This is a genomic window from Nocardiopsis oceani, from assembly GCF_054777395.1.
Map to the genome: position 1 here is coordinate 164,268 of NZ_BAAHAR010000003.1, position 24,465 is coordinate 188,732.

The 24,465-nt window shown below is 69.5% G+C and carries 22 protein-coding genes; 8 read left to right on the forward strand and 14 right to left on the reverse strand.

The genetic code is table 11. From position 1 onward, the window contains the following. The first annotated feature begins 30 nt into the window (after positions 1-30). From ACYVDG_RS02695 to ACYVDG_RS02710, 4 genes are read left to right on the forward strand one after another with little or no spacing between them, the layout of a single operon-like run. Positions 31-906 carry a sulfotransferase domain-containing protein gene (locus ACYVDG_RS02695; protein WP_460746580.1) on the forward strand — a complete coding sequence of 292 codons (876 nt, stop codon included), beginning with the start codon at positions 31-33 and terminating at the stop codon, positions 904-906. Beyond that, entirely contained in the window at positions 876-2,408 is a 1,533-nt protein-coding gene (locus ACYVDG_RS02700) for a lipopolysaccharide biosynthesis protein (RefSeq protein WP_460746582.1), read from the forward strand. The genes ACYVDG_RS02695 and ACYVDG_RS02700 overlap by 31 nt, the downstream gene beginning before the upstream one ends. Positions 2,409-2,468: 60 nt before the next feature. Next, positions 2,469-2,927 (forward strand): UDP-N-acetylglucosamine--LPS N-acetylglucosamine transferase, encoded by a 459-nt coding sequence (locus ACYVDG_RS02705; protein WP_460746586.1) that lies wholly within the window; start codon positions 2,469-2,471, stop codon positions 2,925-2,927. Then, positions 2,924-4,585 carry a glycosyltransferase gene (locus ACYVDG_RS02710; protein WP_460746588.1) on the forward strand — a complete coding sequence of 554 codons (1,662 nt, stop codon included), beginning with the start codon at positions 2,924-2,926 and terminating at the stop codon, positions 4,583-4,585. Before ACYVDG_RS02705 ends, ACYVDG_RS02710 begins: the two co-directional genes overlap by 4 nt. 259 nt (positions 4,586-4,844) lie before the next feature. Here the strand turns inward: ACYVDG_RS02710 and ACYVDG_RS02715 are convergent, their stop codons facing one another. Continuing rightward, on the reverse strand, positions 4,845-5,489 hold the full coding sequence (locus ACYVDG_RS02715; RefSeq protein WP_460746590.1) for a TetR/AcrR family transcriptional regulator: 645 nt from the start codon (positions 5,487-5,489) through the stop codon (positions 4,845-4,847). A 128-nt stretch (positions 5,490-5,617) separates the two neighbouring features. On the opposite strand from ACYVDG_RS02715, the gene ACYVDG_RS02720 reads away from it, so the two are divergent. Next, the gene (locus ACYVDG_RS02720; protein WP_460746593.1) at positions 5,618-6,202 is read left to right on the forward strand and encodes a GNAT family N-acetyltransferase; all 585 of its coding nucleotides are present in this window, start codon (positions 5,618-5,620) and stop codon (positions 6,200-6,202) included. Positions 6,203-6,225: 23 nt separating this feature from the next. Here ACYVDG_RS02720 and ACYVDG_RS02725 read toward each other — a convergent pair whose 3' ends face one another. The 8 genes from ACYVDG_RS02725 to ACYVDG_RS02760 form a co-directional block, all read right to left on the reverse strand. Continuing rightward, positions 6,226-7,353: a glycoside hydrolase family 26 protein gene (locus tag ACYVDG_RS02725; RefSeq protein WP_460746596.1), complete on the reverse strand. Its 1,128-nt coding sequence runs from the start codon at positions 7,351-7,353 to the stop codon at positions 6,226-6,228. A gap of 105 nt (positions 7,354-7,458) precedes the next feature. Continuing rightward, on the reverse strand, positions 7,459-8,352 hold the full coding sequence (locus ACYVDG_RS02730) for a sulfotransferase (protein ID WP_460746656.1): 894 nt from the start codon (positions 8,350-8,352) through the stop codon (positions 7,459-7,461). 206 nt (positions 8,353-8,558) lie between these two features. Continuing rightward, the gene (locus tag ACYVDG_RS02735; protein ID WP_460746599.1) at positions 8,559-9,719 is read right to left on the reverse strand and encodes a S8 family peptidase; all 1,161 of its coding nucleotides are present in this window, start codon (positions 9,717-9,719) and stop codon (positions 8,559-8,561) included. A 477-nt stretch (positions 9,720-10,196) separates the two neighbouring features. After that, positions 10,197-11,465, reverse strand: a complete 1,269-nt coding sequence (cysN, locus tag ACYVDG_RS02740; RefSeq protein WP_460746602.1) for a sulfate adenylyltransferase subunit CysN — start codon at positions 11,463-11,465, stop codon at positions 10,197-10,199. A 153-nt stretch (positions 11,466-11,618) separates the two neighbouring features. Beyond that, positions 11,619-12,551 (reverse strand): sulfate adenylyltransferase subunit CysD, encoded by a 933-nt coding sequence (gene cysD, locus ACYVDG_RS02745; RefSeq protein ID WP_460746605.1) that lies wholly within the window; start codon positions 12,549-12,551, stop codon positions 11,619-11,621. A 62-nt stretch (positions 12,552-12,613) separates the two neighbouring features. Further along, entirely contained in the window at positions 12,614-13,405 is a 792-nt protein-coding gene (locus tag ACYVDG_RS02750; protein WP_460746607.1) for a 3'(2'),5'-bisphosphate nucleotidase CysQ, read from the reverse strand. 3 nt (positions 13,406-13,408) lie between these two features. After that, positions 13,409-14,800 (reverse strand): sugar transferase, encoded by a 1,392-nt coding sequence (locus ACYVDG_RS02755; protein ID WP_460746657.1) that lies wholly within the window; start codon positions 14,798-14,800, stop codon positions 13,409-13,411. Positions 14,801-15,247: 447 nt separating this feature from the next. Further along, entirely contained in the window at positions 15,248-16,225 is a 978-nt protein-coding gene (locus tag ACYVDG_RS02760; RefSeq protein WP_460746610.1) for a DsbA family protein, read from the reverse strand. 59 nt (positions 16,226-16,284) lie between these two features. Between ACYVDG_RS02760 and ACYVDG_RS02765 the strand changes: the two genes are divergently transcribed. Then, entirely contained in the window at positions 16,285-16,833 is a 549-nt protein-coding gene (locus ACYVDG_RS02765; protein ID WP_460746613.1) for a TetR/AcrR family transcriptional regulator, read from the forward strand. Between the two features lie 9 nt (positions 16,834-16,842). Here the strand turns inward: ACYVDG_RS02765 and ACYVDG_RS02770 are convergent, their stop codons facing one another. Then, the gene (locus ACYVDG_RS02770) at positions 16,843-17,874 is read right to left on the reverse strand and encodes a LacI family DNA-binding transcriptional regulator (protein ID WP_460746616.1); all 1,032 of its coding nucleotides are present in this window, start codon (positions 17,872-17,874) and stop codon (positions 16,843-16,845) included. A gap of 213 nt (positions 17,875-18,087) precedes the next feature. Between ACYVDG_RS02770 and ACYVDG_RS02775 the strand changes: the two genes are divergently transcribed. Next, positions 18,088-19,215 (forward strand): endo-1,4-beta-xylanase, encoded by a 1,128-nt coding sequence (locus tag ACYVDG_RS02775; RefSeq protein WP_460746619.1) that lies wholly within the window; start codon positions 18,088-18,090, stop codon positions 19,213-19,215. A gap of 99 nt (positions 19,216-19,314) precedes the next feature. On the opposite strand, the gene pth is transcribed toward ACYVDG_RS02775, so the two are convergent. The 4 genes from pth to glmU form a co-directional block, all read right to left on the reverse strand. Then, a complete protein-coding gene (gene pth, locus ACYVDG_RS02780) occupies positions 19,315-19,950 on the reverse strand; it encodes an aminoacyl-tRNA hydrolase (protein WP_460746621.1) in 636 nt (211 codons plus the stop codon). A gap of 131 nt (positions 19,951-20,081) precedes the next feature. Then, complete coding sequence (locus tag ACYVDG_RS02785; RefSeq protein ID WP_460746624.1) at positions 20,082-20,681, reverse strand: 50S ribosomal protein L25/general stress protein Ctc; 600 nt, start codon at positions 20,679-20,681, stop codon at positions 20,082-20,084. A gap of 383 nt (positions 20,682-21,064) precedes the next feature. Next, complete coding sequence (locus ACYVDG_RS02790; protein ID WP_460746626.1) at positions 21,065-22,033, reverse strand: ribose-phosphate diphosphokinase; 969 nt, start codon at positions 22,031-22,033, stop codon at positions 21,065-21,067. A gap of 20 nt (positions 22,034-22,053) precedes the next feature. Further along, entirely contained in the window at positions 22,054-23,517 is a 1,464-nt protein-coding gene (gene glmU, locus ACYVDG_RS02795) for a bifunctional UDP-N-acetylglucosamine diphosphorylase/glucosamine-1-phosphate N-acetyltransferase GlmU (RefSeq protein WP_460746628.1), read from the reverse strand. Between the two features lie 473 nt (positions 23,518-23,990). On the opposite strand from glmU, the gene ACYVDG_RS02800 reads away from it, so the two are divergent. Beyond that, on the forward strand, positions 23,991-24,465 hold a 475-nt coding region (locus ACYVDG_RS02800), incomplete at its 3' end, for a fatty acid desaturase (protein WP_460746631.1).

Below are 24,465 nucleotides of genomic sequence, written 5' to 3' on the forward strand. Positions count from 1 at the left end.
GGGGACCACAGCACACCTAAGGAGCTCGCGATGCCCCGGGCCACCTCTGCGCTCACCCGCCTGGCCGCACCCGCCAGGCGCGCCCTGCTTCCACTCGCCGACGGCCTCGGCAGTCTGACCAGCGGCGCCCGCGCCCTGCCCGACTTCCTCATCTGCGGGGCCCAGCGTTCCGGCACCACCTCGCTGTTCAAGGCCCTCTCCTTGCACCCCGCGGTGTCCGGACCGACCCTGCGCAAGGGGGTCCACTACTTCGACACCGGCCACCACAACGGGCTGGACTGGTACCGGGCGCACTTCCCCCTGCGCGCCACCCTGCGCGCGCGGCGGGGGCGCGACCGGATCCGGGTGTGCGAGTCCAGCCCGTACTACCTGCTCCACCCCCTTGCCGCCGAACGGATCGCCAAGGACCTCCCCGAGGCCCGGATCGTGGTGATCCTGCGCGATCCGGTCGAGCGCGCCTACTCCGCGCACGCGCACGAGACCGCGCGCGGCTTCGAGACGGAGCCGTTCGCCAAGGCGCTCGAGCTGGAGGAGGGGCGGCTGGCCGGCTCCGAGCAGCGGCTGCTGGAGGAGCCCGGCTACTACTCGCACTCGCACCAGCACCACGGCTACGTGTCCCGGGGCCGCTACGTCGACCAGTTGGAGCGGATGGAGCGGCACGTCGGGCGTGAGCGGATGCACGTGCTGGACTACGCGGACCTGTTCGACGGGAGTTCCCGGGCCCTGGACGAGATCGCCCAGTTCCTCGACCTCCCCCCGGTCCCCCAACGTGCGCCGGGCCACCACAACGCCCGCAAACGCGCGGTGATGCCGGAGACCCTGCGCGCCGACCTCGCCGCCCGGTTCACCGACAGCGACGCGCGCCTGGCCGCCTGGTGGGGGCGCACACCCTCGTGGTGCGTGTGACGGTCGAGGCCCGTTCGGGCGGCGGCGACCGCGGCCTGCGCCGTGTACTGCGCGGCGGCATGGTCAACATGGCGGGCGCGGTGGTGGGCGCGGCCCTCAACCTCGCCCTGATCATGACCATCACCCGGGCGTTCTCCCAGGAGACGGCCGGGCTGCTGTTCTCGGCCACGTCGGTATTCCTCATCATGGCCGCGGTGGCCAACGCGGGGGCCCCGGACGGGCTGGTGTACTTCATCGCCCGGATGCGGGTCTTCGGGCGTCCCGGCGGTGTCCCCCAGCTCTTGCGCCTGGCGCTGGGACCCGCAGTGCTGATGGCGAGCCTGGTCGCCGTGCTGCTGTTGCTCTTCGCCCGTCCGCTGGCGGACGCGCTGGGCCCGGAGGAGGCCACCACATATCTGCGCATGCTCGCGCTCTTCCTGCCGTTCGCGGTACTCGCCGATTCCGCGCTCGCCGCGACCCGCGCCCACCACGACATGTCGGTCACGGTCCTGGTGGACAAGGTGGGCCGTCCGCTGGCCCAGCTGGGGCTGGTGGCGATGATCGCGGTCTCCGGCTCGGCCGGGATGCTCGCGCTGGCCTGGGCCGGGCCGTACCTGCCCGCGGCGGTACTGGCCTGGTTCTGGCTGGGGAGGATCGTGCGCCGGGCCGTGCCGGAGCGGTCCCTGCCGGGTGAGCCCCCCGTGACCGAGGCGGGTCCGGTCACGCCTCGGGCCTTCTGGACGTTCGCGCTGCCCCGTGCCCTGGGCGGTGTAGCCCAGATGGGGGTCCAGCGGGGCGGCGTGGTGATGGTGGCGCTCCTCAACGGGCTGACCGGAGCCGCCGTGTTCACCGCGGCCACCCGGGTCATGGTCGTGGGCCAGTTCGGCACACAGGCGGTCCTCTACGCGGCCCAGCCCAGGTTCGCTGAGCTGCTGGCCGACCAGGACCACGCACGGGTGCGCTCCCTGTACCAAGCGGGGACGTCCTGGCTGGTCTGCCTCACGTGGCCGCTGTACCTGTCGGCGCTGGTGTTCGCCCCCGAGGTTATGCGGCTGTTCGGCGCGGAGTACTCGGCCGGGGCGGCGGTGCTGATCGTGGTGTGCGCCGGGCAGCTGGCCGCCTCGGCGCTGGGGATGGGCGACCTCATCCTGACCATGACCGGCCGGACGGGGCTGAACCTGCTCAACAACGTGCTGTCGCTGCTCGCCAACATAGCGGTGTGCGTGCTGCTGGTGCCCTCGTACGGGGCGGTCGGCGCGGCGGTGGCCCTGGTGGCGGCGGTACTCGTCCGCAAGCTCCTGCCGATGTGGCAGCTGCGCTCCCTGGTGGTGCTGCACCCGTTCAGCCGCCCCGTGCTGGTGGCGACGGGCAGCTGCCTGGTGTGGTTCGGCGGGCTTCCCCTGCTGTTGGGGGCACTGACCGGTGGCGGCCTGCCGATCGTGGTCCTGGCCGTGCTCACCGGTGCCGCCGGGCACCTGCTCACGGTGTGGCGCGTCCGTGACCACCTGGAACTCCGGAGGTGAACCGCGACCTCGGTACCCGACACCCCGTTCGACCACACTGAGCAATGGATGGATCACTCCATGACAGCACGACCGGTACTCCTGGTGTCCTCCAGCGGAGGCCACCTCACCCAGCTGCGATCGCTGCGCCCGTGGTGGCAGGGCAAGGAACGCGCCTGGGTCACCTTCCGCACCCCGGACGCCGAGTCCTCACTCTCCGACGAGACAGTGCGCTGGGCCCACCACCCGACCACCCGCAACATCGGCAACCTGCTGCGCAACACGGCCCTGGCCCTGCGGGTGCTGCGGGAGCTGCGCCCCTCGGCCGTCGTCAGTACCGGCGCCGGGGTCGCCCTGCCGTTCTTCGTCCTGGCCTCGCTGCTGCGGATCCCGACCGTCTACATCGAGGTCTACGACCGCATCGACACACCCACACTCACCACCCGGCTCTGCAAGCCCTTCACCCGACTGTTCCTCGCCCAGTGGGAGGAACAGCGCTCGTTCATGCCGACCGCGATCACCGTAGGACCGCTGCTTTGACGGAACAGACCACACGCCCCGAGCACCGCCCCGACCGGAGCGACCACCCCGACGTGGTCGTCAGTGTCGGTACCGACCACCACGGGTTCGACCGCCTGGTGCGCTGGGTCGACGACTACTCCCGCCGCCATCCCGACCTGCGGATCCTCGTGCAGCACGGGCACAGTTCAGCCCCGGAGAAGGCCTCGGGAACACCCTTCATGCCCAGTGGCGACCTCTCCGAGGCGATGCACGGAGCCTCGGCCGTGGTCACCCACGGCGGCCCGGGCACCATCACCCAGGCACGGTCGGCCGGGCACCTGCCCATCGTGGTCGCCCGCGACCCCGAGCTGGCGGAACACGTGGACGAACACCAGCTGCTCTTCGTGGGGCGGGTGGAGGAGGCGGGGCGGGTGCGCGCCTGCTCGACCTCCCAGCAGCTGCACGCGCTGCTCGACCGGGCGCTGGCCTCCCCCGACGAGTTCCGGGTGGACCCGGCCACCGACGACGGGCCCAAGCGCGCCGCACTGCGCGCGGGTGAGCTGATCGACCTGCTCACCGACGGCGCCGGGGCCGCCGGCCCGGTCGGGGGCGGTCCGCTGCCGCGCGGTACCGCTGTGGGCGGATCGATAGCGCAAGGCCCGATGGACGGAACAGAGGTGGAGGGAACACCGGTGGCGGATGCGGCAGTGGCCGGCGGCTCTGCAGAGTCGATGGAGGCGGGGTCCGTGGAGGCGGGCACTGAGGCAAAGACCGGGGACCCGACCGACACCTGGCCCGCGGTGACCGTGGTCGTGCCCACTCGGGACCGGCCCGAACTGCTGCGCCGCACCCTGGAGGCGGTCGCCGAGCAGGACTACCCCGGCCGGATCACGACCATCGTCGTGTACGACAACGACCAGCCCGACCCCTCACTCGCCCGGACCGAGGGCGACCGCCCCGTCCGAGTGGTGACCAACTCGCTCACCCCGGGGCTGGCGGGTGCCCGTAACACCGGGGTCCTGAGCGCCGACACCGACCTCGTGGCCTTCTGCGACGACGACGACACCTGGATGCAGGACAAGCTCCGGGCCCAGGTGGAGGTGATGCGTGCGGAGCCCGGCACCGACATGGTGTGCTGCGGTATCCGCGTGGTCTACGACGAGGTCGAGTACGAACGGGTTCTCGAGCGGACCAGCGTCACCTTCGCCGACCTGCTCGGATCGCGCCTGACCGAGCTGCACCCGTCCACGTTCCTGATCCGGCGCGAGGCCATGGTCGGCGGCAGCGGAACGGTGAGCGAGGAGATCCCCGGTAGCTACGCCGAGGACTACGAACTGCTCCTCCGGCTGGCCCGGCGCGGTCCGATCCGCAACATCCCCGAACCGGGGGTGCGCGTGCTGTGGCACAAGAAGTCGTTCTTCTCCGAGCGCTGGCAGACCATCTCCACGGCGCTGCGGTGGCTTCTGGAGCGCTACCCCGAGTTCGGCCTGGTGCCGCACGGGTACGCCCGGATCGCGGGGCAGATCGCCTTCGCCGAGGCCTCCGCCAAACGTCGGCGCACGGCCTTGGGCTGGGCCGGGCACACGCTGCGGCACCGACCGTCGGAGGGCCGGGCCTACCTGGCCTTCCTTGTGGTCTGCGGTCTTCCGCCGGGGTGGGTCCTACGCCTGCTGCACCTGCGCGGCAAGGGCCTGTAGGGGCCGCTTAGGGCTGAGCAGGCAGGGCCGCCAGGACCATGGGCGTGAGTGGAGCCCGCTGCAGCCAGTCCCGCGGCGGGGCCGGTGTCCGCGGAGCGGGCTCCGGCGGGGTGGACGGCTTGCGCACGGCATGACCGGACCTCCTCGTGCGCGGTCCCCGCGGACGGGGCGCGCAGAGCGAGCGCGACGACGCCTCGGACCGCGTGGGCGGGGCCGAAGGACGTGTGGAGGTCCCTATCCTCGATGACCGCCTCACCGCTCATCCGGGGAATCCTTCCCCGTCGTCCTGCGCTCGGCCGGGTTCCGTTGCGCCCTCGGGTGCGATGAGCCGGTCGACCATGCCCGCCAGGCGTTCACCGGCCTCGCGGAGGTCGAATCCGGGGTCGCGCAGCGCTTCGGCGACCAGGGCGTCGATACCCCCGCTGACGCTGATAGCGAGGACCTTCGTGTCGACCCCGGTGCGGCCGGTCTCCGCGACGGCCTGGTCCAGGAGGTCGGCCAGGCTGCTCCAGCGGGTCTGGACCTGCTCGTCCGCGTCCTCATGGCTCTGCGCCGCGCCGAAACCCTCGGAGATCAGCCGGACCTCGTCGCGGTGCCCGTCCAGGTAGTCGACCAGCGCGATCACGTAGGTCCGGGCGGCCTCGCGCACGCTGGCGGCGTCGGTCAGCCGCTCGACCACGTGCCGGGTAAGACGGGCGAAAACGTCTTGGAGGGCCGCTCTGATGAGCTCGTCCCGGCTGGCGAAGTGGTAGATGATCCCGCCCTTGGCGATGCCCATCCGCTCCGCGATGCGCGCCAGCGAGGCCTTGTGGAACCCCAGCTCGGCGACGGTCGCGATGGTCGCCCGGATCATCTGCTCACGGCGGGCGGCCTGTGTGAACGTCGCCCCGTCTTTTGAACGCATGGCCAAAATATAGCACTGTCGGTCAAAAATCGGAAGACGCCGACCGGGGACCGCCGATAGCCTCGCTCACGGGCCCCGCACGGGACGGGGACCGAACTGAGCACACCTGCGAAAATCAGGGGGAACCCATGGCCAGAGAAGCGACGGTTGCGGACATCGAGCGGGCGGCCGACACACTCACCGCGGCCTTCCGGGACTACCCGTTCACCCGGCACACCATCGACGCGGACGATCACCTCACCCGGCTCCGGGAGTTCCAACGGCTCTTCATCGCGGAGGTCGGCCTGCCCCACGGCCGGGTCTGGGTGGGCGAGGACCTCGACGCCGTCGCCGTCTGGTCCACGCCCGACTCCGGCGGGGCCGAGGCGGCGATCGCCGGACTCCTGCCCACGCTGGCGGAGCTCGCCGGGGACCGCGCGGACGCCTCCGCCGCGGCCGAGGCAGCCATGGGGCAGCACCGGCCCACCGAGCCCGTGTGGTTCCTTGGCACCGTGGGTGTGCACCCGGACGCGCAGGGACGAGGGTTGGGCCGCGAGGTCATCAGCGCCGGCCTGCGCGAGGCGGACGCCGCGGGTGTACCTGCGTTTCTGGAGACCTCCGCGTCAGCCAACGTTCGGCTGTACGAGTCTCTGGGATTCCGGGTGACGGCCGAGTACGACCTGCCCGACAACGGCCCGCGCACCTGGTCCATGCACAGGTCGGCTGGCGGCTGACCAGGGCAGGCCGACCCGGGCGTTCAGTCCCGGGTCGCGGTGTACTCGGCGAGGCGGCGGACCCGTTCGGGCAGGTTCACGTAGGGGTCCTGCCCGGCCAGCTCGAAGCCGCGCTGGGCGTGTTCATTGGCCCGGATCCGGAAGTCGCAGCTGTCGGAGACCTTGCTGTCCCAGAGCTTGACCGCGCGCACCCGCTCATAGCGCTTGAGCACGTCGGGGATGTCCGTGTACCACTGCAGGGTCTCGCGGGGGCCGATGTCGGTAGTGCCCATCTCTCCGATCATGACCGGCTTTTCCGGGTCGATGCCGTGCTCGGGGCCCTCCTCCTGGATCCAGTCGTAGGTGGGGGCGAGGGCGTCCTCGAAGGAGTCGATGTGGTCCCAGTGCGGCATGAGGTCGCAGCCGGTCATGTTGTAGGCCTCCCAGCTGATCCAGTCGACGTAGTCGTTGCCGGGCCAGAGGCCGGGGAGCCGCTCGAGGTTGCCCGGCCAGCCGGTCACGTTCCACACCCAGATGGCGTTGTCCGCGCCTTCCTCCCGGTACAGGTCGACGATGTGCTGCCAGGAGCTCACGAACTCCTCGGGCGTGCCCCGGTAGTTGTAGCGGTTGTTGCCGTCGGCCTCGTGGTCGAACGTGACGAAATAGGGCACCTCCATCTCCGCGATGGTCCGCGCCTGGGAACGCAGGGAGCTGTCGAACTCTCCGGCGAGGATGTCCTCGTACGGGATGTCGGGATGCCCCGAGCGGGTGAAGCGGCGGGCCTCGATGTTGGTGTGCACGAAGCGCCCCTCCGCGACCATCCTCTGCTCCCGGTCGCCCGGAACCTCTGCCTGGTCGATGCCCCGCCAGGTGTAGACGATGTCCATGTCGCGGCCGACCGCGGACTCCAGCGCGTCCACGTCGTCGCCCTCGGGGCTGGCGCCCCACCAGACCCCGCAGGAGGGCTCGAGGATGTCGGAGACGGTGCAGTGGAACTCGGGCGCCGAAGGCATCCCGAGGAACGTGGCCGAGTTCAGGACCGGGCGATCAGGCGGAGACTGGCCCTCGACCGGAGCCGAAGCCCCGGTGGGGCTGTCGCCCGCACCGGCCATCCCTAGGGCGAGGAGCAGAGCCCCCGTCGCCGCCATTCCTCGTACCGGCCCGCCGCCCATGGTCAACCGCCCCCTAGCTCCCCCGACTATGACTCAGAGTAGTTATACGACGACCATACGTTATGCATTGGGTATGCAACATCCCCCGGGACAACACACCGGACATCAGTACCCATAGCGCCCCCGCGTGGGGCTGGTGACCATCGTGACCAGGCGACGGCGCCACGGGGCGAGCCCCTCCCGCCACCCGTGGTCGGCTCGCACACCCACCGGACCGGACCGGAACCGCATGGGGTTGCCGGAGACCGCGTGCCCCTCCGAGAGCCGCACCACGTCCTCCCCCAGCGCGAGCGGCGCTCCAGCATGACCGGCGAAATCGGCGATACGCCCGAACTCGCCCTCGGGATCGGCCACGAAATCCTCGTAACGCACCCGGAGCGTCGGGGTCCCCCGCCGGGCCAAGGCGTCCAACGACGAGTTCTGGGTCATCCACTGCAGCGCCGAGCGCCCCGCCGAGTAGCGGGCCATCTCCTGCTCGGAGCTGTCCGGGGAGGCGTCCGGCCGCGCCATCCGCTTCCCCCAGGAGTGCGCCACCGCCCGCGGATCCCGCACCACGTGGAGCAGGCGCATCCGGGAGCCGTACCGCCACCGCAGACAGGCCGCCAGCGAGGCGTGCTTGCTGGCGTCCACGATCACCCGGGCACCGCTCACCTCGGCGACCGCCGAATAGAGGCGGTGGTAGAGCTCGGTGTAGCGGTCACTGCGGGCGGCGAGGGCTCCCTCACCGGACGGGCCGTTGAGCAGGACCGGCAGAAACCTGGTCCGGTCGACGCTGTCCTTGAGCCGCAGCACGCCGTGAGCGTCCACACGGTCCCAGCCACCGAAGGCGCGCTTGCCCACCTCGGCCCAGAACCCGCAGTCGGCGAAGGGCAGGCCGCAACCGCAGCGTTCGTTCTCCACCAGCCCCCGGCGCCACAGGTGCACGACCTCACCCACGGAACAGAACCCGGGCAGCTCACCAAGAAGGCGCTCGATCAGCGTCGACCCGGAGCGGCCCATCCCGCCGACAAACACCAGACGATATCCATCCACGACCCAAGATTAATACCCGGAGTAATCAACCAGGGTCATAATGTGAAAACCGGTGCCGGAGAAACGGAACGGCCCCGGTCGGGGACCTCTCCCTGACCGGGGCCGTGTGACTACCCGTCGGCTGTCAACCTGCCGAGCTGCGGACGCGCGGGGACTCCGCAGCCGGCGGGGTCCTACAGACCCTCGACGTTCAGCAGGAGGTTCACAGTGCCGCTGGGAACACTGCTCAGCTTGTCCTCACCGGCGTTGTCGACGAGCCAGTCCAGGACGGTGTCCTGGTCGTCGTCGCCCTGCCCGCTCTTGTACAGCGCCGCGGCGCCGGCCACGTGCGGGCTGGCCATCGAGGTGCCGTCGTAGTTGTCCGTGCCGCCGCCGGGGACCGTGGACTCGACGTCGACGCCCGGGGCGTAGATGTCCACGGCCGAACCGTGGTTGGAGAAGTTCGCCGCGGCGTCGGTCTCGTCGGAGGCACCGACCGTGACCACACCGCTGGCTCCGCCCGGGGACGTGTTGCCGGCGTCCTGGCCCTCGTTGCCCGCGGCAACGGCCACGAAGACACCGGAGCCGGCCAGGGAGTTGACGGCCTCGTCGACGGCCTGCGAGGCCGGGCCGCCCAGGGACATGTTGGCGACCGCGTTGGACTCGGAGTTGTCGGCCACCCACTCGATGCCGGCGATGATGTCGTCGTAGGTGCCGCTTCCGTCGTCACCCAGGACCTTGACGTCGATCACCTCGGCACCCGGGGCCACACCATAGCTGTCGGCCGCCACCGTGCCCGCGACGTGCGTGCCGTGGCCCTGGACGTCGCCGCCGTCGCCGCCGGTGGCGTCGTAGCCGAGCGAGGCACGGCCGTCGAACTCGGGGTGGTCGACGTCGATACCGGTGTCGAGGACGTACACGGAACTGCCGGAGCCGTCCGAGTCGGTCGTGTAGGAACCGTCCAGGGGCAGGTCCTCCTGGTCGATCCGGTCCAGGCCCCAAGGGACCAGGGCCTGTGCCTCACCGACCTGCTCGATGTAGGCGACGCCGTCCTGGGCGCGCAGTTCCTCGACCTCGGCGGTGCTCAGCTCGGCCGAGTAGCCGTTGATCGCCTCCTCGTAGGTGTGGTTCACCTGGCTCTCGGCGATACCGAAGGCCGAGGGGGAGACGCTGGCCGTGGTGACGGTGTCCTCGAGGACGACGAACCAGTCGCTGCCTGCCGCGGCGGAGCTGGTGTACACCGGCGCGAGGTCGGAGGCGCCGGCGCTCGTGGCGCCGGAGAGCGCCATGGGAATGGTGAGTGCGCCGACCGCGACGGCACTGAACGCGACCCTGCGGGTGGGGTGCTTCTTCACGCGGTTTCCTCCTTGTGGGGGTAATGGGGGTTGGAGTACACAGCGGGCCCCGATCGCATGGATTGCCTGGATTGAGAACCCGTCTGCGATTCGCACACTTTAGACAGGTTTGAACCTTGATTGCCAGAGCCGGAGCGAATTTTTCTCAACTATCACCCTCCGGAGTCCTAGCCACTGCGCCAGAATCGACCGCCCGAAGCTGACACTCTGCTTGCCCCACTCGGCCTTACACCGACCTAACGACGGGTAACTTCCGCCTTCCTGCCGCAGCCCCATTCGCGGAGTTCCACGTGGTACCGGGGCCCGAAAAAACACTCCCGCCCTTTACATCCGGAAATATGACCGAAAGAATCCCGCACTCGGCCGACACAACCCGACTCCAGCCAAGGGGTGCCCGCACGCGAATCGGGGGCCGCCCGAAGGCGGCCCCCGATTCTTTCTCGATATTCTGTTTTCCCCGGTTTTCCTCGGGTAAGTTCAGTCGGCCTTGACTACCATGCCCGCGCCGACCGTCGTGTTGGTGGCCTCGTCGATGAGGATGAACCCACCGGTCTGGCGGTTCTTCTGGTACTCGTCCACGAACAGGGGCTGGGTGGCCCGCAGCCGAACCCTGCCGATCTCGTTCAGCGCCAGGTGGTCGGCGGACTCATCGCGGTGCAGCGAGTTGATGTCCAGCCGGTAGCGCAGGTCCTTGACCATGACCTTCGCGGTGCGGGTCGTGTGCTTGACGATGAGTTTGGAGCGCGGCGTGAGCTTGCGCGAATCCGTCATCCAGCAGACCATCGCCTCGATGTCCTGGGACACCGCGGGGGTGTTGTTGGGGCGGCAGATCATGTCGCCCCGGGAGATGTCGATCTCGTCCTCGAGCGTCAGCGTCACCGACATCGGGGAGAAGGCCTCCGCGACCTCCCCGTCCGCGGTGAGGATCTTCGCGATGCGCGTGGACAGCCCCGACGGCAGGTGGGTGACCTCGTCGCCGGGCTTGAGGACACCGCCCGCCAGCTGGCCCGCGTAGCCCCGGTAGTCGTGCAGTTCCGGATCGTCTGACTTGTGCGGCCGGATGACGTACTGCACCGGGAAGCGCGCGTCGATCAGGTTGCGGTCGGAGGCGATGTGCACGTTCTCCAGGTGGTGCAGCAGCGAACCGCCCGTGTACCAGGGCATGTTCTCCGACTGGCTCACCACGTTGTCGCCGTGCAGGGCGGAGATCGGCACGAACGTGAGGTCGCGCGCGTCCAGCTTCGCGGCGAACTCGGTGAACTCGGCCTTGATCTCCTCGAAGCGGTCTTGGGAGTAGTCGACCAGGTCCATCTTGTTCACCGCGAGGACCAGGTGCGGCACCTGGAGCAGAGTGGTGAGGAAGGCGTGGCGGCGGCTCTGCTCCTGGAGGCCCTTGCGGGCGTCCACCAGGATGATGGCGAGGTCGGAGGTGGAGGCACCGGTGACCATGTTCCGGGTGTACTGGATGTGCCCGGGGGTGTCCGCGATGATGAAGGTGCGCTTGGGCGTGGCGAAGTAGCGGTAGGCCACGTCGATGGTGATGCCCTGCTCGCGCTCGGCGCGGAGCCCGTCGGTGAGCAGCGCGAGGTTGGTCTGCTCCTCGCCGCGGGCGACGCTGGTGCGCTCCACGGCGTCGAGCTGGTCCTCGAAGATGGACTTGGAGTCGTACAGCAGGCGGCCGATCAGGGTGCTCTTGCCGTCGTCGACGGAACCCGCCGTGGCGAACCGCAGGATGTCGTTACTCATGATGCCTGGTCCAATGTGCGTATTTCAGCGATGATCTTGCCTCTGGTGCCAACCTCGGCGGGCGAGAGTGGCACTGGGGGCAAGATCATCGCGGGGCGGGAGTCGTGGGCTGGGGAGAGGCCGAAGCGAAGCGGAGGCCCGGATAAGCACTGCTTAGAAGTAGCCCTCGCGCTTGCGGTCCTCCATGGCGGCCTCGCTCGCCCGGTCGTCCGCGCGGGTCTGGCCGCGTTCGGTCACCCGGGTCGCGGCGATCTCCGCGATGATGTCGTCCAGTTCCACAGCCGTGGACTTGACCGCGCCCGTGCAGGTCAGGTCGCCCACCGTGCGGTAGCGGACGGTCTCGGTGAAGGGCACTTCGGTCTCGTCCCGCCGGATGAGTTCGGACTCGGCCAGCAGGATGCCGTCGCGCTCGAACACGCTCCGCTCGTGGGCGAAGTAGATCGAGGGCAGTTCCAGCCGCTCGCGCTTGATGTAGCCCCACACGTCGAGCTCGGTCCAATTGGAGATCGGGAAGACCCGGATGTGCTCGCCGCGGTTGATCCGGGTGTTGAACACGCTCCACAGCTCGGGCCGCTGGCTCTTGGGGTCCCACTGGCCGAACTCGTCACGGAAGGAGAAGACCCGCTCCTTGGCCCGGGCCTTCTCCTCGTCGCGGCGGGCGCCGCCGAAGGCCGCGTCGAAGCCGTGGTCCTCGATCGCCTCGAGCAGCGCGGAGGTCTGGAGCTGGTTCCGGCTGGCCCAGCGGCCCGTGGGCTCAACCACCTTGCCCTGGTCGATCTGCTCCTGGACGGAAGCGACGACCAGGCGCACCCCGGCCTGCGCCACACGGCGGTTCCGGAACTCGATGACCTCGTCGAAGTTGTGCCCCGTGTCCACGTGCATGACAGGGAACGGGATCGGCCCGGGCCAGAACGCCTTCTCCGCGAGGCGCAGCATGACGATGGAGTCCTTGCCGCCGGAGAAGAGCAGCACGGGGCGCTCGAACTCCGCCGCCACCTCGCGCATGATGAAGATCGCTTCGGCCTCGAGAACGTCCAGCTGGGAGAGCTGGTAGCGCCCGAGCGCCTGCTGACTCGCCTGACCCATGGAAATCCGCCTTAGAAATACCGACACACACGACCGGTTCCAGCGCGGAGGGCCCTTCAGGTTCAGCCCCCCGCGTGCGGACCGGCGCTGTCTAGGTCCGCGCCGTCGCGGATGCTAGCCAACAACATACCCGACAATTCCGATCGGCATACAAGGACATCGGGGAGTAGCGGGTCGGCTACGTTATAGCGCAGTTCGGAGCCGTCGATGCGCGAGGTGTGCAGGCCGGCCGCGCGCGCGACCGCCACCGGGGCGGCGCTGTCCCACTCGTACTGGCCGCCGGCGTGCACGTAGATGTCGGCGATCCCGAGGAGGACGGCGCAGATCTTCGCGCCGGCCGAACCCATGGGGACCACCTCGGCCCCGAGCTGGGTAGCCATGCGCTGCACGAACGCGGGCGGTCTGGTCCGGCTGGCGGTAATGCGCAGCCGCTGCCCCTCCGGACGTTCCTCGGGGAGCCACGGCGGGTCGACCGTGGACACGGTACTGCCCTGTGAGGGAAGTGCCACCGCCCCGGCGACCAGGTCGCCGTCCTCCCAGAGCGCGACGTGCACGGCCCAATCGGTCCTGCCCGGCTCGGAGAACTCACGGGTCCCGTCGAGCGGATCGATGATCCACACCCGGCGGGCGCTCAGCCGGGCCGGGTCGTCGGCACCCTCCTCGGAGAGCACCGCGTCGCTGGGCCGTAGCCGGCCGAGCGCGGAGAAGAGGAATTCGTGCGAGGTACGGTCACCCAGGGTGCGCAGAACCTCGGGTTCGTCGAAGCCGTGCCGGGCGCGCAGACGCAGCAGCAGCTGCCCCGCCTCGCTCGCCAGGTCCCGGGCTACCTCATGATCGTTTCGGATGCTCTTCACCGGCTAGTATGCTCCCGCCCCACGGATCACCGCTGACCACGTCTTCCACAGGATCTGGATGTCCAACGTCAGCGACCAGTTTTCCACGTACCTCAGGTCGAGACGGACCGATTCCTCCCAAGAGAGGTCGGATCGGCCGCTGACCTGCCACAGCCCCGTCATCCCCGGTTTGACCACCAGCCTGCGGCGGACGTCGTGCCCGTACTGGGCGACCTCCTCCGGAAGCGGGGGCCTGGGCCCGACAAGCGACATCTCTCCGCGCACCACGTTGATGAGCTGGGGAAGCTCGTCAAGCGAGTAGCGGCGCAGCCACACCCCGACGGGCGTGACCCTGGGGTCCTGACGCATCTTGAACAGCACACCGTTGTGCTCGTTGCGGGGTTGGAGGATCGACTTCAACGCCTCCGCCCCGGTCACCATCGTACGAAACTTGTACACGGTGAACTCGGCCCCACCCCGCCCGACTCGGGTTTGGGTGAACAGGGCGGGCCCGCCGCCCTCGGAGCGGATGAGCACACAGAGCACCGCGAACAGGGGCGAGAGCAGAACGAGGGCGAGGGCGGCGGCGCTCCGGTCGAAGACCCCCTTGACCAGTCGACGGGCCCCCACCAGTTCGGGGTGCTCCACGTGCAGGAGGGGGAGCCCGGCCACGGGGCGGATGGTGGTGCGCGGTCCGGCGACCTCCATGAGGGCGGAGGCGACGGTGAGGTCGGTCCCGGTCTTCTCCAAGCGCCAGGCCAGTCGGCGCAGTTCGATGCCGTCCATCTCCGGGCAGGCCAGGACGGCGACCGTGTCCGCCCCGACGAGGGTGGCGGCTTCGGCGGCGTCGGTGAAGGTTCCCAGGACCGGACAGCCCTCCACTTCGGTCGCGTCGGCCTCGTGTTCGGGCAGGCACACGCCCACGACGCGCATGCCGTGGTAGATCTCGTCCCGGAACCGCTGGATGAGGTCGCTCACGGCCACGCTGTAGCCGACGACCACGACCCCGCTCATGCACGCACCGGAGCGGCGGCGACGGTGCAGCGCCTTACGGCGCGCGTAGCGCATGCCCAGGCTGAGCAGGACGATCAGGGGTAGTGCGACCAGGACGTATCCGCGGGCGAGGTCGAACTTCACGGCGAAGGCGCCGATCGCCACGGTCGCGGCCAGGACGGCCCCGGCCACCGCGACCCGTCGGTACTCCTCGGTGCCGACGCCGAGGAAGCGCCGCTCATAACCCCCGCCCAAGGCAACGAAGGCGATCCAGACCAGCGGGAGCAGCAGGGAGAGCACCAAGTAGGGGGTGGTGCTGGCCGCGGCGAGGGAGTCGTGGAAGCGGAGCGCGGTCCCCGCGAGGGTGGCCGCCAGCGCGGCGAGCAGATCGAGCACGACCAGTCCGGCGACGTAGGGGCGCATCCAGGCGTCGGCCCTCGGGCCGGTGCCCAACGGGATCCGCCGCGGCTGTGCGGCCCGCCCGTCCAGGGCCTCCTGCTGCTCTGTGGTGGGGCGCCTGACGGTACCCGCCCCACTGGTTGTGACCACATATCCCCCAAGACCACGTACAGATTCGGACACTTACTATGCGTAATCACCCCTGGCGCCATGGGACGCACGCGGAGGATCAGGAGCGGGGCGTGACGTCGGGCGCGGAACGCACTCTGCCACCCGAACAGTAACCAAAAGTAGTGGAAAAGTCGCCCGGAGTGTCGGCCTGTTGGCGAAGAAGTCCCGGCCCCAGCGAGAATGTGTCTCTTCTGAGACCGGGTGAACCGTACGGACTGGGACTCAATGGGACAGGCCCCGACCAACGGACGACCGGACCGAAACCCTGCGCGCAACGTGAAGGCCCAGCGGTCTTCCGCCCTACCCGAGCGCGGGGTCCATGACCGCCGCGAGCCGCAGGTGCGGTTCGGCCAGCCCCCGCTGCCCCTGGCGCTCGAGGGTGCGCCCGAGCAGCAGGTGGACGTAGGCGTCGTCGGCACCCTCCTGAAGCAGCGCCTCCAGGGTGCTCCGTGCCCGGTTCAGCTGGGCGGAGCGATAGTAGGCGCGGGCGGCCAGGAAGCGCACGTTGCGGTCCTCGGCGTGGGTCTCGGCCAGCGGTTTGAGCAGTTCGAGCGCGCCCAGCGGGTTGGCGAGGTCGAACAGCGCCTCGGCTCGGCGCAGCCGCTCCACCTCGGCCGGGAGCTCCCTCGGCCGCCGCCCGGTTGCCTCGTCCAGGAACTCGGCGATCAGTTCGGGCGATTGGGCTCCGGTCAGCGCCATTCCGTTGACCACGAAGGTCGGCGAGGTGCGCACCCCTTCGGCGCTACCCCACAGCAGAAGTTCGCGCACCTGCTCCTCGCCGCCGCCGTCGGCCAGCACCTCGCCACCCCGGGCGAACCCGGCCGCAGTAGCGATACCCGCCAGCACCTCGGGGTCGGCGATGTCGCGACCCGCCACGAAGTGGGCGCGCAGCACCCCCTCTGCCACAGCGTCCTGCATCGCGGGCCCGCCCTCGGCCTCCGCCAACGCGAGCAGCCGGTGGGCGTCATGGCTGTTGGCCCGCCATGCGGCGCCCCAGCGGTCGCCGAGTCCTTCGGCGGCGGCCAGCTCGGACATCTGGACCAGTTCGCCGTCGCCGCTCCCGACGGGGCCGCAGGCCTCCAGCGCGGTCTCGACGAAGGGGTCGCGCAGGACCTCGTCGATCGGCTCGGACACGGCGGGAGCCGTGGGGTCGATCCGGTAAGGCCGCCACACGACCTCGACCGGTTCGCCGGACCGCTCGGCCAGCGCGCGCTCCAGACGTCGCTTACCGATGTACATCCAGGGGCAGACCACGTCCGCCCAGATCTCGATCCTCATACGAGCAGATTAAGCGACACCCGTCGCTTAATCAACACCTGTTGTTTACACTGAGAGGCATGAACCCTGAAGACCCCCGTGTGCAGCGCACCCGTGACCGGCTCCGGGCCGCCCTGATCTCCCTGGCCGCCGAGCAGGAACTCGGATCGGTCACGATGGCCGCCGTCACCCGCCGCGCGGAGGTGAACCGCGCCACCGTCTACAAGCACTACGCCGACCTGGACGCCCTCGTCGCCGACGCGATGGAGGACGCGATCGCGCATGTGGCCCGCTGCGCGGAGCTGTGTCCCCTGGACGCCCCTCGGGACCGGACACCGGCACCCCTGCACGACCTGTTCGCACACGTCGCGGAGCACGCGGTGCTGTACCGGAGGATGTTCTCCGAGCAGGGCAGTGCCCGCTTCACCAACCGCCTGCGCGACCGGATCACCGAGGTCCTGGCCGCACGCTTCACCCAGGGCGCCCGGCCACCCGGGTTCGATGATGTCGCGCCCGACCTGCACGCCGCCTACCTGGCAGGGGCGCTGGTCGGGGTGATCGCCGCGGCCGCCGACAAGGACTCCCCCGAATCACAGGCCCAGGCCACCTGGCGCCTGCTGCGGGACTGAACACGCAGGTCAGCCGGCCTCTGTCTCCGGGGCCCTGCCGGTGCTGTGCCGGACGATCAGTCCGGTGGCCAGCTCCACCCGAGAGCTCTCGATGGTCTCGTTCTGCACCAGGCGCTGCACCGTACGCACCGCGAGCCTGCCCATGTCTGCCAGGGGCTGGCGCACGGTGGTGAGCGGCGGGGAGGACCAGCGCGCCTCGGGCAGGTCGTCGAAGCCCACCACGCTGACGTCCTCGGGTACACGCAGACCGCGCTGCCTGAGCGCCTCGTACACGCCGAGGGCCATCTGGTCGCTGGAGACGAACACCGCGGTGGGCCGCTCGTCGCGGTCGAAGAGGCGCTCACCCGCGCGGAAACCCGACTCGTAGGTGAACTCGGCCGGGGCGATCAGGTCGGGGTCGACGGTCAGACCGGCCGTCTCCAGCCCTGCCCGGTAGCCGTCGAGCCTCGCGCGACTGCACCACAGTTCCGGGCGCCCCTCGACGAAGGCGATCCGCCGGTGCCCGAGGTGGATCAGGTGTTCGGTGGCGCTGAGCCCGCCCGCCCAGTTGGTGGCGCCGATGGTCGGCGTGGTGAGGTCGGGGATCCCCACCGGGTCGATGACGACGGCGGGCACGTCCAGGCTGCGCAGTTCCTCGTTGAGCTCCGGCTCCAGGCCCGTGGTCACCAGGATCGCGCCGTCGCTGACCCGGGCGCGCACATTGTCCAACCACTGGAGGGTCGAACTGGCCTCGCGGTGTATGGCGGAGACGACCACTCCCGCACCCGACTGGTGGGCGGCGTTCTCGACACCCCTGATGATCTCCACCGCCCACGGGCTGTCCAGGTCGTTGAAGACCAGGTCGAGCAGGCCGACCCGTTCCTTCGGCCGGGAACCGCGGCGGCGGTAGCCGTGCGTGCGCAGCAACGTCTCGATCCGCTCCCTGGTGGCCGGTGCGACATCGCCCCGGCCGTTGAGGACACGCGAGACCGTCGGCGCTGACACGCCCGCCTCCGCCGCGATGACGGAGATGGTGACGTCTCGTGAGGGGGTGGCGCCCACTGAACCTCCTTGGTACTCACCCAGAGTACGAGCTTTCCGGCCCTTGCCGAGCCCACGCCCCCGACCACACAGGGGGCCTCGCCCCGCTCCGGTCCGGTAATTCACCCGTGGAACAGGTCTTGACGGCCTCCCCTCCAGAACTTACTGTCCATTTCCAACAAGTTACGGAATTTTCCGGAACTTATGCGAACACCAGAGTCTGGAGCCCCCGCTGTGAAACCCGTACGACTCTCCACAGCAGTGTTCACCGCCGCCGTACTGGCGGTCCCCCTCGCCGCCATCCCCTACTTGTCCGGATCCGAGCCGACGGCGGTCGAGACCGTCGCTGAGGCCCAGGACGGAACGCTGCGCGACGCCGCGCCCAGCGGCTTCGTCATCGGCAGTGCCGTCGCCGGCGGCGGTCACCACGAGGACGAGGACTACCCCGACCCCTTCACCGGCGACCAGCAGTACCGCGACCTCCTGGGCGAGGAGTTCAGCTCGCTCTCCGCCGAGAACCAGATGAAGTGGGACCACCTGCGCCCCAGCCAGGACGAGTACGCGTTCGACGACGCCGACGCCATCATGGAGTTCGCCGAGGAGAACGGCCAGGACGTGCGCGGCCACACCCTCCTGTGGCACAGCCAGAACCCCGACTGGCTGGAGAACGGGGACTTCTCCGAGGAGGAGCTGCGCGCGATCCTCCAGGACCACATCGAGACCGTGGTCGGCAGGTACGAGGGCCAGATCCAGCAGTGGGACGTCGCCAACGAGATCTTCGACGACAACGGCGACCTGCGGACCGAGGACAACATCTGGATCCGCGAACTCGGGGAGGAGATCATCGGGGAGGCGTTCCACTGGGCGCACGAGGCCGACCCGTCAGCGGAGCTCTACCTCAACGACTACAGCGTCGAGGCGATCGACCCCAAGAGCGACGCCTACTACGAGCTCGCCCAGCAGCTCCTGGCCGACGAGGTCCCGCTGGACGGCTTCTCCGCCCAGACCCACCTGAGCCTGCAGTACGGCTTCCCGGACTCCCTGCAGGAGAACCTCGAGCGCTTCGAGGACCTCGGCCTGGGCGCGGCCCTCACCGAGGTGGACGTGCGGATGGAGCTGCCGGACGGCGGTGAGCCCACCGAGGAGCAGTTGGAGCAGCAGGCCGACTACTACACCCAGGCCCTCGAGGCCTGCCTGAACGTCAGCAGCTGCCAGTCGTTCACCGTCTGGGGCTTCCCGGACAGGTACTCCTGGGTCCCGAACACCTTCGAGGGCGAGGGCGCGGCGACCATCATGTGGGACGACTACACGACCAAGCCCGCCTACGACGCGCTCCGGGACACCCTCCTGGCCGCGTCCTAGTAACCAGAACCCCCGGGCGGGGCAGCTCCCAGATCACCGCCCCGCCCGGGCCCGGCTCAGACCAAGGATCCGCTTCGGGCCGGTTCCCGCCCAGGGCGGTCAGGCCGCGGTGTGGAAGATGTTCTGGGCCTTGCCCAGTCCGTCGGTGAGGACGGTGCGGACCGCGTCGGCGGCGCGTTCGACGTTCAGGTCCAGCTCGGCGCGTTCGGCCGAGGAGAAGTCGCGCAGCACGTAGGCGGCGGCGTCCATCCGGCCCGGAGGCCGGCCGACGCCGAAGCGGACCCGCAGGTAGTCGGGGCCGGATAGGGAAGCGGTGGTCGACTTCAGGCCGTTGTGGCCGCCCGAGCCACCGCCCTTCTTGAGCTTGAGGGCCCCGAAGTCGATGTCCAACTCGTCGTGTACGACGATGATCCGCTCCATGGGGACCTTATAGAACCGCGCCAGCCCGGCGACCGGTCCCCCGGACAGGTTCATGAACGTGCGCGGCTTGACCAGCACCGCGGCCACACCGTCGATCCGCGTCTCCACGACCTCGGCGTGCGCCTTGTGGACCTTCCACCGTTCACCCTTTTCCGCGGCGATGGCGTCCACCACCATGAACCCGGCGTTGTGCCGGTTCCCCGCGTACTTGGGGCCCGGGTTGCCCAACCCCACGACCAGCCAGCGCTCAGCCTCAGCCATGTCCTCGTCGCCCTCGTTCTTCCTGATGCCCAACCTGCTCAACCAAGCCCACATGCCGCACGACACTACCGACCCCGGGCCATCACCGGAAACCGCGTGCCCAAGGGGTGCGGAAACGCCGGACGCGCGGCCCCGTCTCCGGGGACCGCGCGTCCGGTCGTACAGCTTGTGGTGCGAGCACCGCCTTACTCGGCGGCGGCCTCCTCAGCGGACTCAGCGGCTTCCTCGCTGGTCTCCGGCTCCTCCTCGACGCGCGGGGCGGCGACGGTGAGCAGGACCGACTCGGGGTCGGTGACCATGGTGACGCCCGCGGGCAGCTTCAGTTCGGCGGCGGTCGGGGACGCACCGACCTCCAGCCCGTCGATGTCGAACTCGACACCTTCGGGGATGTGGGTGGCCTCAGTCTCCACGGACACGGCGACGAGCTCCTGGTTGAGCACGCCGGGAGCCTTGACCTCACCGGTCAGGGTGACCGGGATCTCGACCTCGACCTTCTCGCCCTTGGAGACGACGAGCAGGTCGACGTGCTCCAGGAAGCCCTTGATGGCGTCGCGCTGCACGCTCTTCGGCAGGGCGAGGTTGTCCTTGTCCAGACCGCCGAGACGGATCAGGACGTTCGGGGTCTTCAGGGCGAGCATGAGGTCGTGGCGCGGCAGGTTCAGGTGGCGGGGCTCGGTGCCGTGGCCGTAGAGGACGGCCGGCACCTTACCCGCGCGGCGGGCGCGACGGGAGGCGCCCTTGCCGAATTCCGTGCGGGGCTCGGCGGCGATACGTACCTCGGACACGACAAAACTCCTCGGGTTCAACCCCGCAGCACGGGGAACACGACTCCATTAGTACGAACGATTCCCGCGCTCGGCGGGGAATGCGGCGGGGTCACCCAGCTGGCTGGGGACTCGACCGCCCTGGTTCCAGGCGTGCCCGGCGAGCCGCCACCGGACCCGTCCGGCCCGGGAACGCTCGTCGCGCACCCCTGCCCGCGTTGATTCCAGACGGAGACACAACGGGAATCCGTCCGGGCACGGGGACACTCGGTCAAGTCTACTGGTTCTGGGGACGACTCCGTACATGGCCCACCGTTGGGACCTGGCCCGGTCCCAACGGTGGGCGGGTACGGCGTCTGGAGTGTTCTGAGAGCCTCTCAGAAACCCGGCAGCTACCGCGCCGCCTAGTCGAACAGGCTCGTGACCGAGCCGTCGGTGAAGACCTCGCGGACCGCGCGGGCGACCAGCGGGGCGATCGAGAGCTGCGTGAGCTTCCCGAAGGAACGCTCCTCCGGGACGGGAAGCGTGTTGGTGATGACCACCTCGGAGATGCGCGAGTTCTGCAGGCGCTCGGCCGCGGGGCCCGACAGCACACCGTGCGTGGCGGCCACGATGACCTTGTTCGCGCCCTGCTCGAAGAGCGCTTCCGAGGCCTTCACGATGGTGCCGCCGGTGTCGATCATGTCGTCGACCAGCACACAGGTGCGGCCCTCGACCTGGCCGACGACCTCGTGGACCTTCACCTGGTTGGCGATGTCCGGGTCGCGGCGCTTGTGGATGATCGCCAGCGGGGCGCCGAGGCGGTCGGCCCAGCGGTCGGCGGTGCGCACCCGCCCGGCGTCCGGGGAGACCACGGTGATCTCCGAGTGGTCGACCTGGTTGGCGACGTGGTCGGCCAGGATCGGCAGCGCGAACAGGTGGTCCACCGGGCCGTCGAAGAAGCCCTGGATCTGGTCCGTGTGCAAGTCCACCGCCATCATCCGGTCCGCGCCGGCGGTCCGGAACAGGTCGGTCACCAGACGCGAGGAGATGGGCTCACGGCCCCGGTGCTTCTTGTCCTGGCGCGCGTAGCCCAGGATCGGCATGACCACGGTGATCCGCTTGGCGGAGGCGCGCTTGAGCGCGTCCACCATGATCAGCTGCTCCATGATCGACTCGTTGACCGGGTCGGCGTGGCTCTGGATGACGAACGCGTCACTGCCGCGCACCGACTCCAGGTACCGCATGAAGATCTCGCCGTTGGCGAAGGTGTCGAACCGGGTGGGAACCACCTCGATCCCCAGCTCCTTCGCGACCTCTTCGGCCAGCGCCGGGTGCGTACGCCCCGAGAACAGCATCAGTTGTTTCTGGCCGGTGGCCTTCATGCCGGTCACGTTCTTCTCCCCCACAGTCACTACTTGTTCGCGTCGTCGGCTCTGTGCCGCTCCGCTTGCTCCGCCGCCTCCGCGGACGGAGTTCCCGGACGCTTGCGCTGCGTCCAGCCCTCGACGTTACGCTGCCGGTTCCCTTCGGAGACCGCCAGGGCACCCGGTGGGACATCGTCACGGACCACGGTCCCGGCCCCGGAGTAGGCGCCGTCGGCTACGTGCACGGGGGCGACGATCGTGTTGTCGCTGCCGATGCGCACGTGGTCGCCGATCGTGCTCCGGGACTTGTTGACCCCGTCGTAGTTCACGAACACCGAGGAGCAGCCGATGTTGCTGCCCACGCCGATGTCCGCGTCCCCGACGTAGGTCAGGTGCGGGATCTTGGACCCGGTGCCGATGTTCGAGTTCTTGACCTCGACGAAGGCTCCGGCCTTGGTCCGCCCGGCCAGGTCTGTGCCCGGCCGGAGGTAGGTGTAGGGGCCCACGGAGGCCCCGTCGCCGATCTCGGCCCGGTCCGCGGTGGTCTCGCGGACCTCGGCGCCGTCACCGACGACGGTGTCGCGCAGGTCGGCGCCGGGGCCGACCACCGCGTCCTCGCCGATCCGGGTGGTGCCGTAGAGGCGGCTGTCGGGGTGGACCACGGTGTCCGCGCCGATGCTGACCTGGGCGTCCACCCAGGTCGTCACGGGGTCGACGATCGTGACGCCGGAGAGCATGTGTTCGGTGAGGAGCCGGTCGTTGAGCACCCGGCGGGCCTCGGAGAGCTGCACGCGGTTGTTGACGCCCTGGACCTCGTTCCAGTCCTCGGCGCTCCACGCGTCGACGCGGTGGCCGTCGCCGCGCAGCAGGCCGACGGCGTCGGTGATGTATTCCTCACCTTTCGCGTTGTCGGTGGACAAGCGCTGGACGACCTGGCTCAGGAGCGCCCCGTCGAAGGCGTACATACCGGAGTTGATCTCGTCGACGCGGTGCTGCTCGGGGGTCGCGTCGGCGTGTTCGACGATCTCGGTGAAGCCTCCGTCGGCATCGCGGACGATGCGCCCGTAGCCGTGGGGGTCGGGCACCCGGGCGGACAGCACGGTGACCGCGTTGCCCGCCTTCTCGTGCTCCGCGATGAGCGAGGCGAGTGTCCCGCCCCGCAACAGGGGTGTGTCGCCGCAGGTGAGGACGACGGTTCCGGACAGCTCGACGCCCTTGGCGGCGAGGTCCTCCACCGCCATGCGCACGGCGTGACCGGTGCCGTTCTGTTCCTCCTGCACGGCTGTGGTCGCCTCAGGGGCGACTTCTTCCAGATGGGACCGCACCTGGTCGCGGGCGTGGCCGACGACCACGACCGAGTTCAGGGGGTCGAGTTCACGGGATGCGTAGAGCACATGGCCGAGCATGCTGCGGCCGTTGAGTTCGTGAAGGACCTTGGGAAGTTTGGATTTCATCCGGGTGCCCTCACCCGCCGCGAGAATGATCACGGCAGCCGGACGGTTCACGCTCACTGGAGGAGACCCCTCGAGATAGCTGGCATATGAACAGTCGGCTCACCCTGCGGCGGCGCGACCCGCATGCCGCGCGGGCGGCCGTCGGATGACCAGCGGCCGACATGGGAAGGATACATGCGCGTCACGGGCGTCCATCGGCCAAGTGACGCCGCCGCTTCCCTTCCGCACCCTCGCGCCGCATGCGCGGAAAGCCCGTTGCGGCGGGGGTTGCTCCCGGACCAGGGCTCGAACCTGGACGACGGGGACCAAAACCCCGCATGCTGCCGATTACATCATCCGGGAACGCGCCGGGCCGTGCGGCCCGTGCGTCCGCCACCAACATAGCGCCTTTCACGGAGGGCTTGCCAAACCTACGGGTACGTAGGTTACGGTTACGTAGGAATAGGTTAGGCCGTCTCGACGGGTGCCCACACCCCTCCGAAGCCGCCCTGACCGGCGTAGACGCTCCCCATGACGAGGTGTGGAAGAACATGACCGCTGCCCCCGAGGTGCCGACCGAAGGCGCTGCGAGCGCTACTGGCGCGCCGAAGCGCGAAGCGATCCCCGAGTACGAACCCGAGCTGAGAGGCAAGGCCGAGCGCTACACCGTCTTCGCGTTCGTATTCATCCCGCTGATCGCGCTGGCCGCGTCGGTCCCCTTCTTCTGGGGCTGGGGGCTGAGCGTGACGGATATCGCCATCGCGTCGGTCTTCTATCTGATCAGCGGCCTGGGCATCACCGTCGGCTTCCACCGGCACTTCACCCACGGCTCCTTCAAGGCCAAGCGCCCGCTCCGGATCGCGCTGGCGATCGCGGGCTCCATGGCGATCGAGGGAAGCGTCATCAAGTGGGTGGCCGACCACCGCCGCCACCACAAGTACGCCGACGCCGAGGGCGACCCCCACTCCCCGTGGCGCTTCGGCGACGACTGGAAGTCCGTGGCCAAGGGCCTGTACTACGCGCACA

What these genes read in the sequence shown, in the direction of transcription:
- ACYVDG_RS02695 (WP_460746580.1), top strand. Translation starts at nt 31, where the DNA reads ATGCCCCGGGCCACCTCTGCGCTCACCCGCCTGGCCGCACCCGCCAGG.
- ACYVDG_RS02705 (WP_460746586.1), top strand. Translation starts at nt 2,469, where the DNA reads ATGACAGCACGACCGGTACTCCTGGTGTCCTCCAGCGGAGGCCACCTC.
- ACYVDG_RS02715 (WP_460746590.1), bottom strand. Translation starts at nt 5,489, where the DNA reads ATGCGTTCAAAAGACGGGGCGACGTTCACACAGGCCGCCCGCCGTGAG.
- ACYVDG_RS02720 (WP_460746593.1), top strand. Translation starts at nt 5,618, where the DNA reads ATGGCCAGAGAAGCGACGGTTGCGGACATCGAGCGGGCGGCCGACACA.
- ACYVDG_RS02725 (WP_460746596.1), bottom strand. Translation starts at nt 7,353, where the DNA reads ATGGGCGGCGGGCCGGTACGAGGAATGGCGGCGACGGGGGCTCTGCTC.
- ACYVDG_RS02730 (WP_460746656.1), bottom strand. Translation starts at nt 8,352, where the DNA reads ATGGGCCGCTCCGGGTCGACGCTGATCGAGCGCCTTCTTGGTGAGCTG.
- cysN (WP_460746602.1), bottom strand. Translation starts at nt 11,465, where the DNA reads ATGAGTAACGACATCCTGCGGTTCGCCACGGCGGGTTCCGTCGACGAC.
- cysD (WP_460746605.1), bottom strand. Translation starts at nt 12,551, where the DNA reads ATGGGTCAGGCGAGTCAGCAGGCGCTCGGGCGCTACCAGCTCTCCCAG.
- ACYVDG_RS02755 (WP_460746657.1), bottom strand. Translation starts at nt 14,800, where the DNA reads ATGCGCCCCTACGTCGCCGGACTGGTCGTGCTCGATCTGCTCGCCGCG.
- ACYVDG_RS02760 (WP_460746610.1), bottom strand. Translation starts at nt 16,225, where the DNA reads ATGAGGATCGAGATCTGGGCGGACGTGGTCTGCCCCTGGATGTACATC.
- ACYVDG_RS02765 (WP_460746613.1), top strand. Translation starts at nt 16,285, where the DNA reads ATGAACCCTGAAGACCCCCGTGTGCAGCGCACCCGTGACCGGCTCCGG.
- pth (WP_460746621.1), bottom strand. Translation starts at nt 19,950, where the DNA reads ATGTGGGCTTGGTTGAGCAGGTTGGGCATCAGGAAGAACGAGGGCGAC.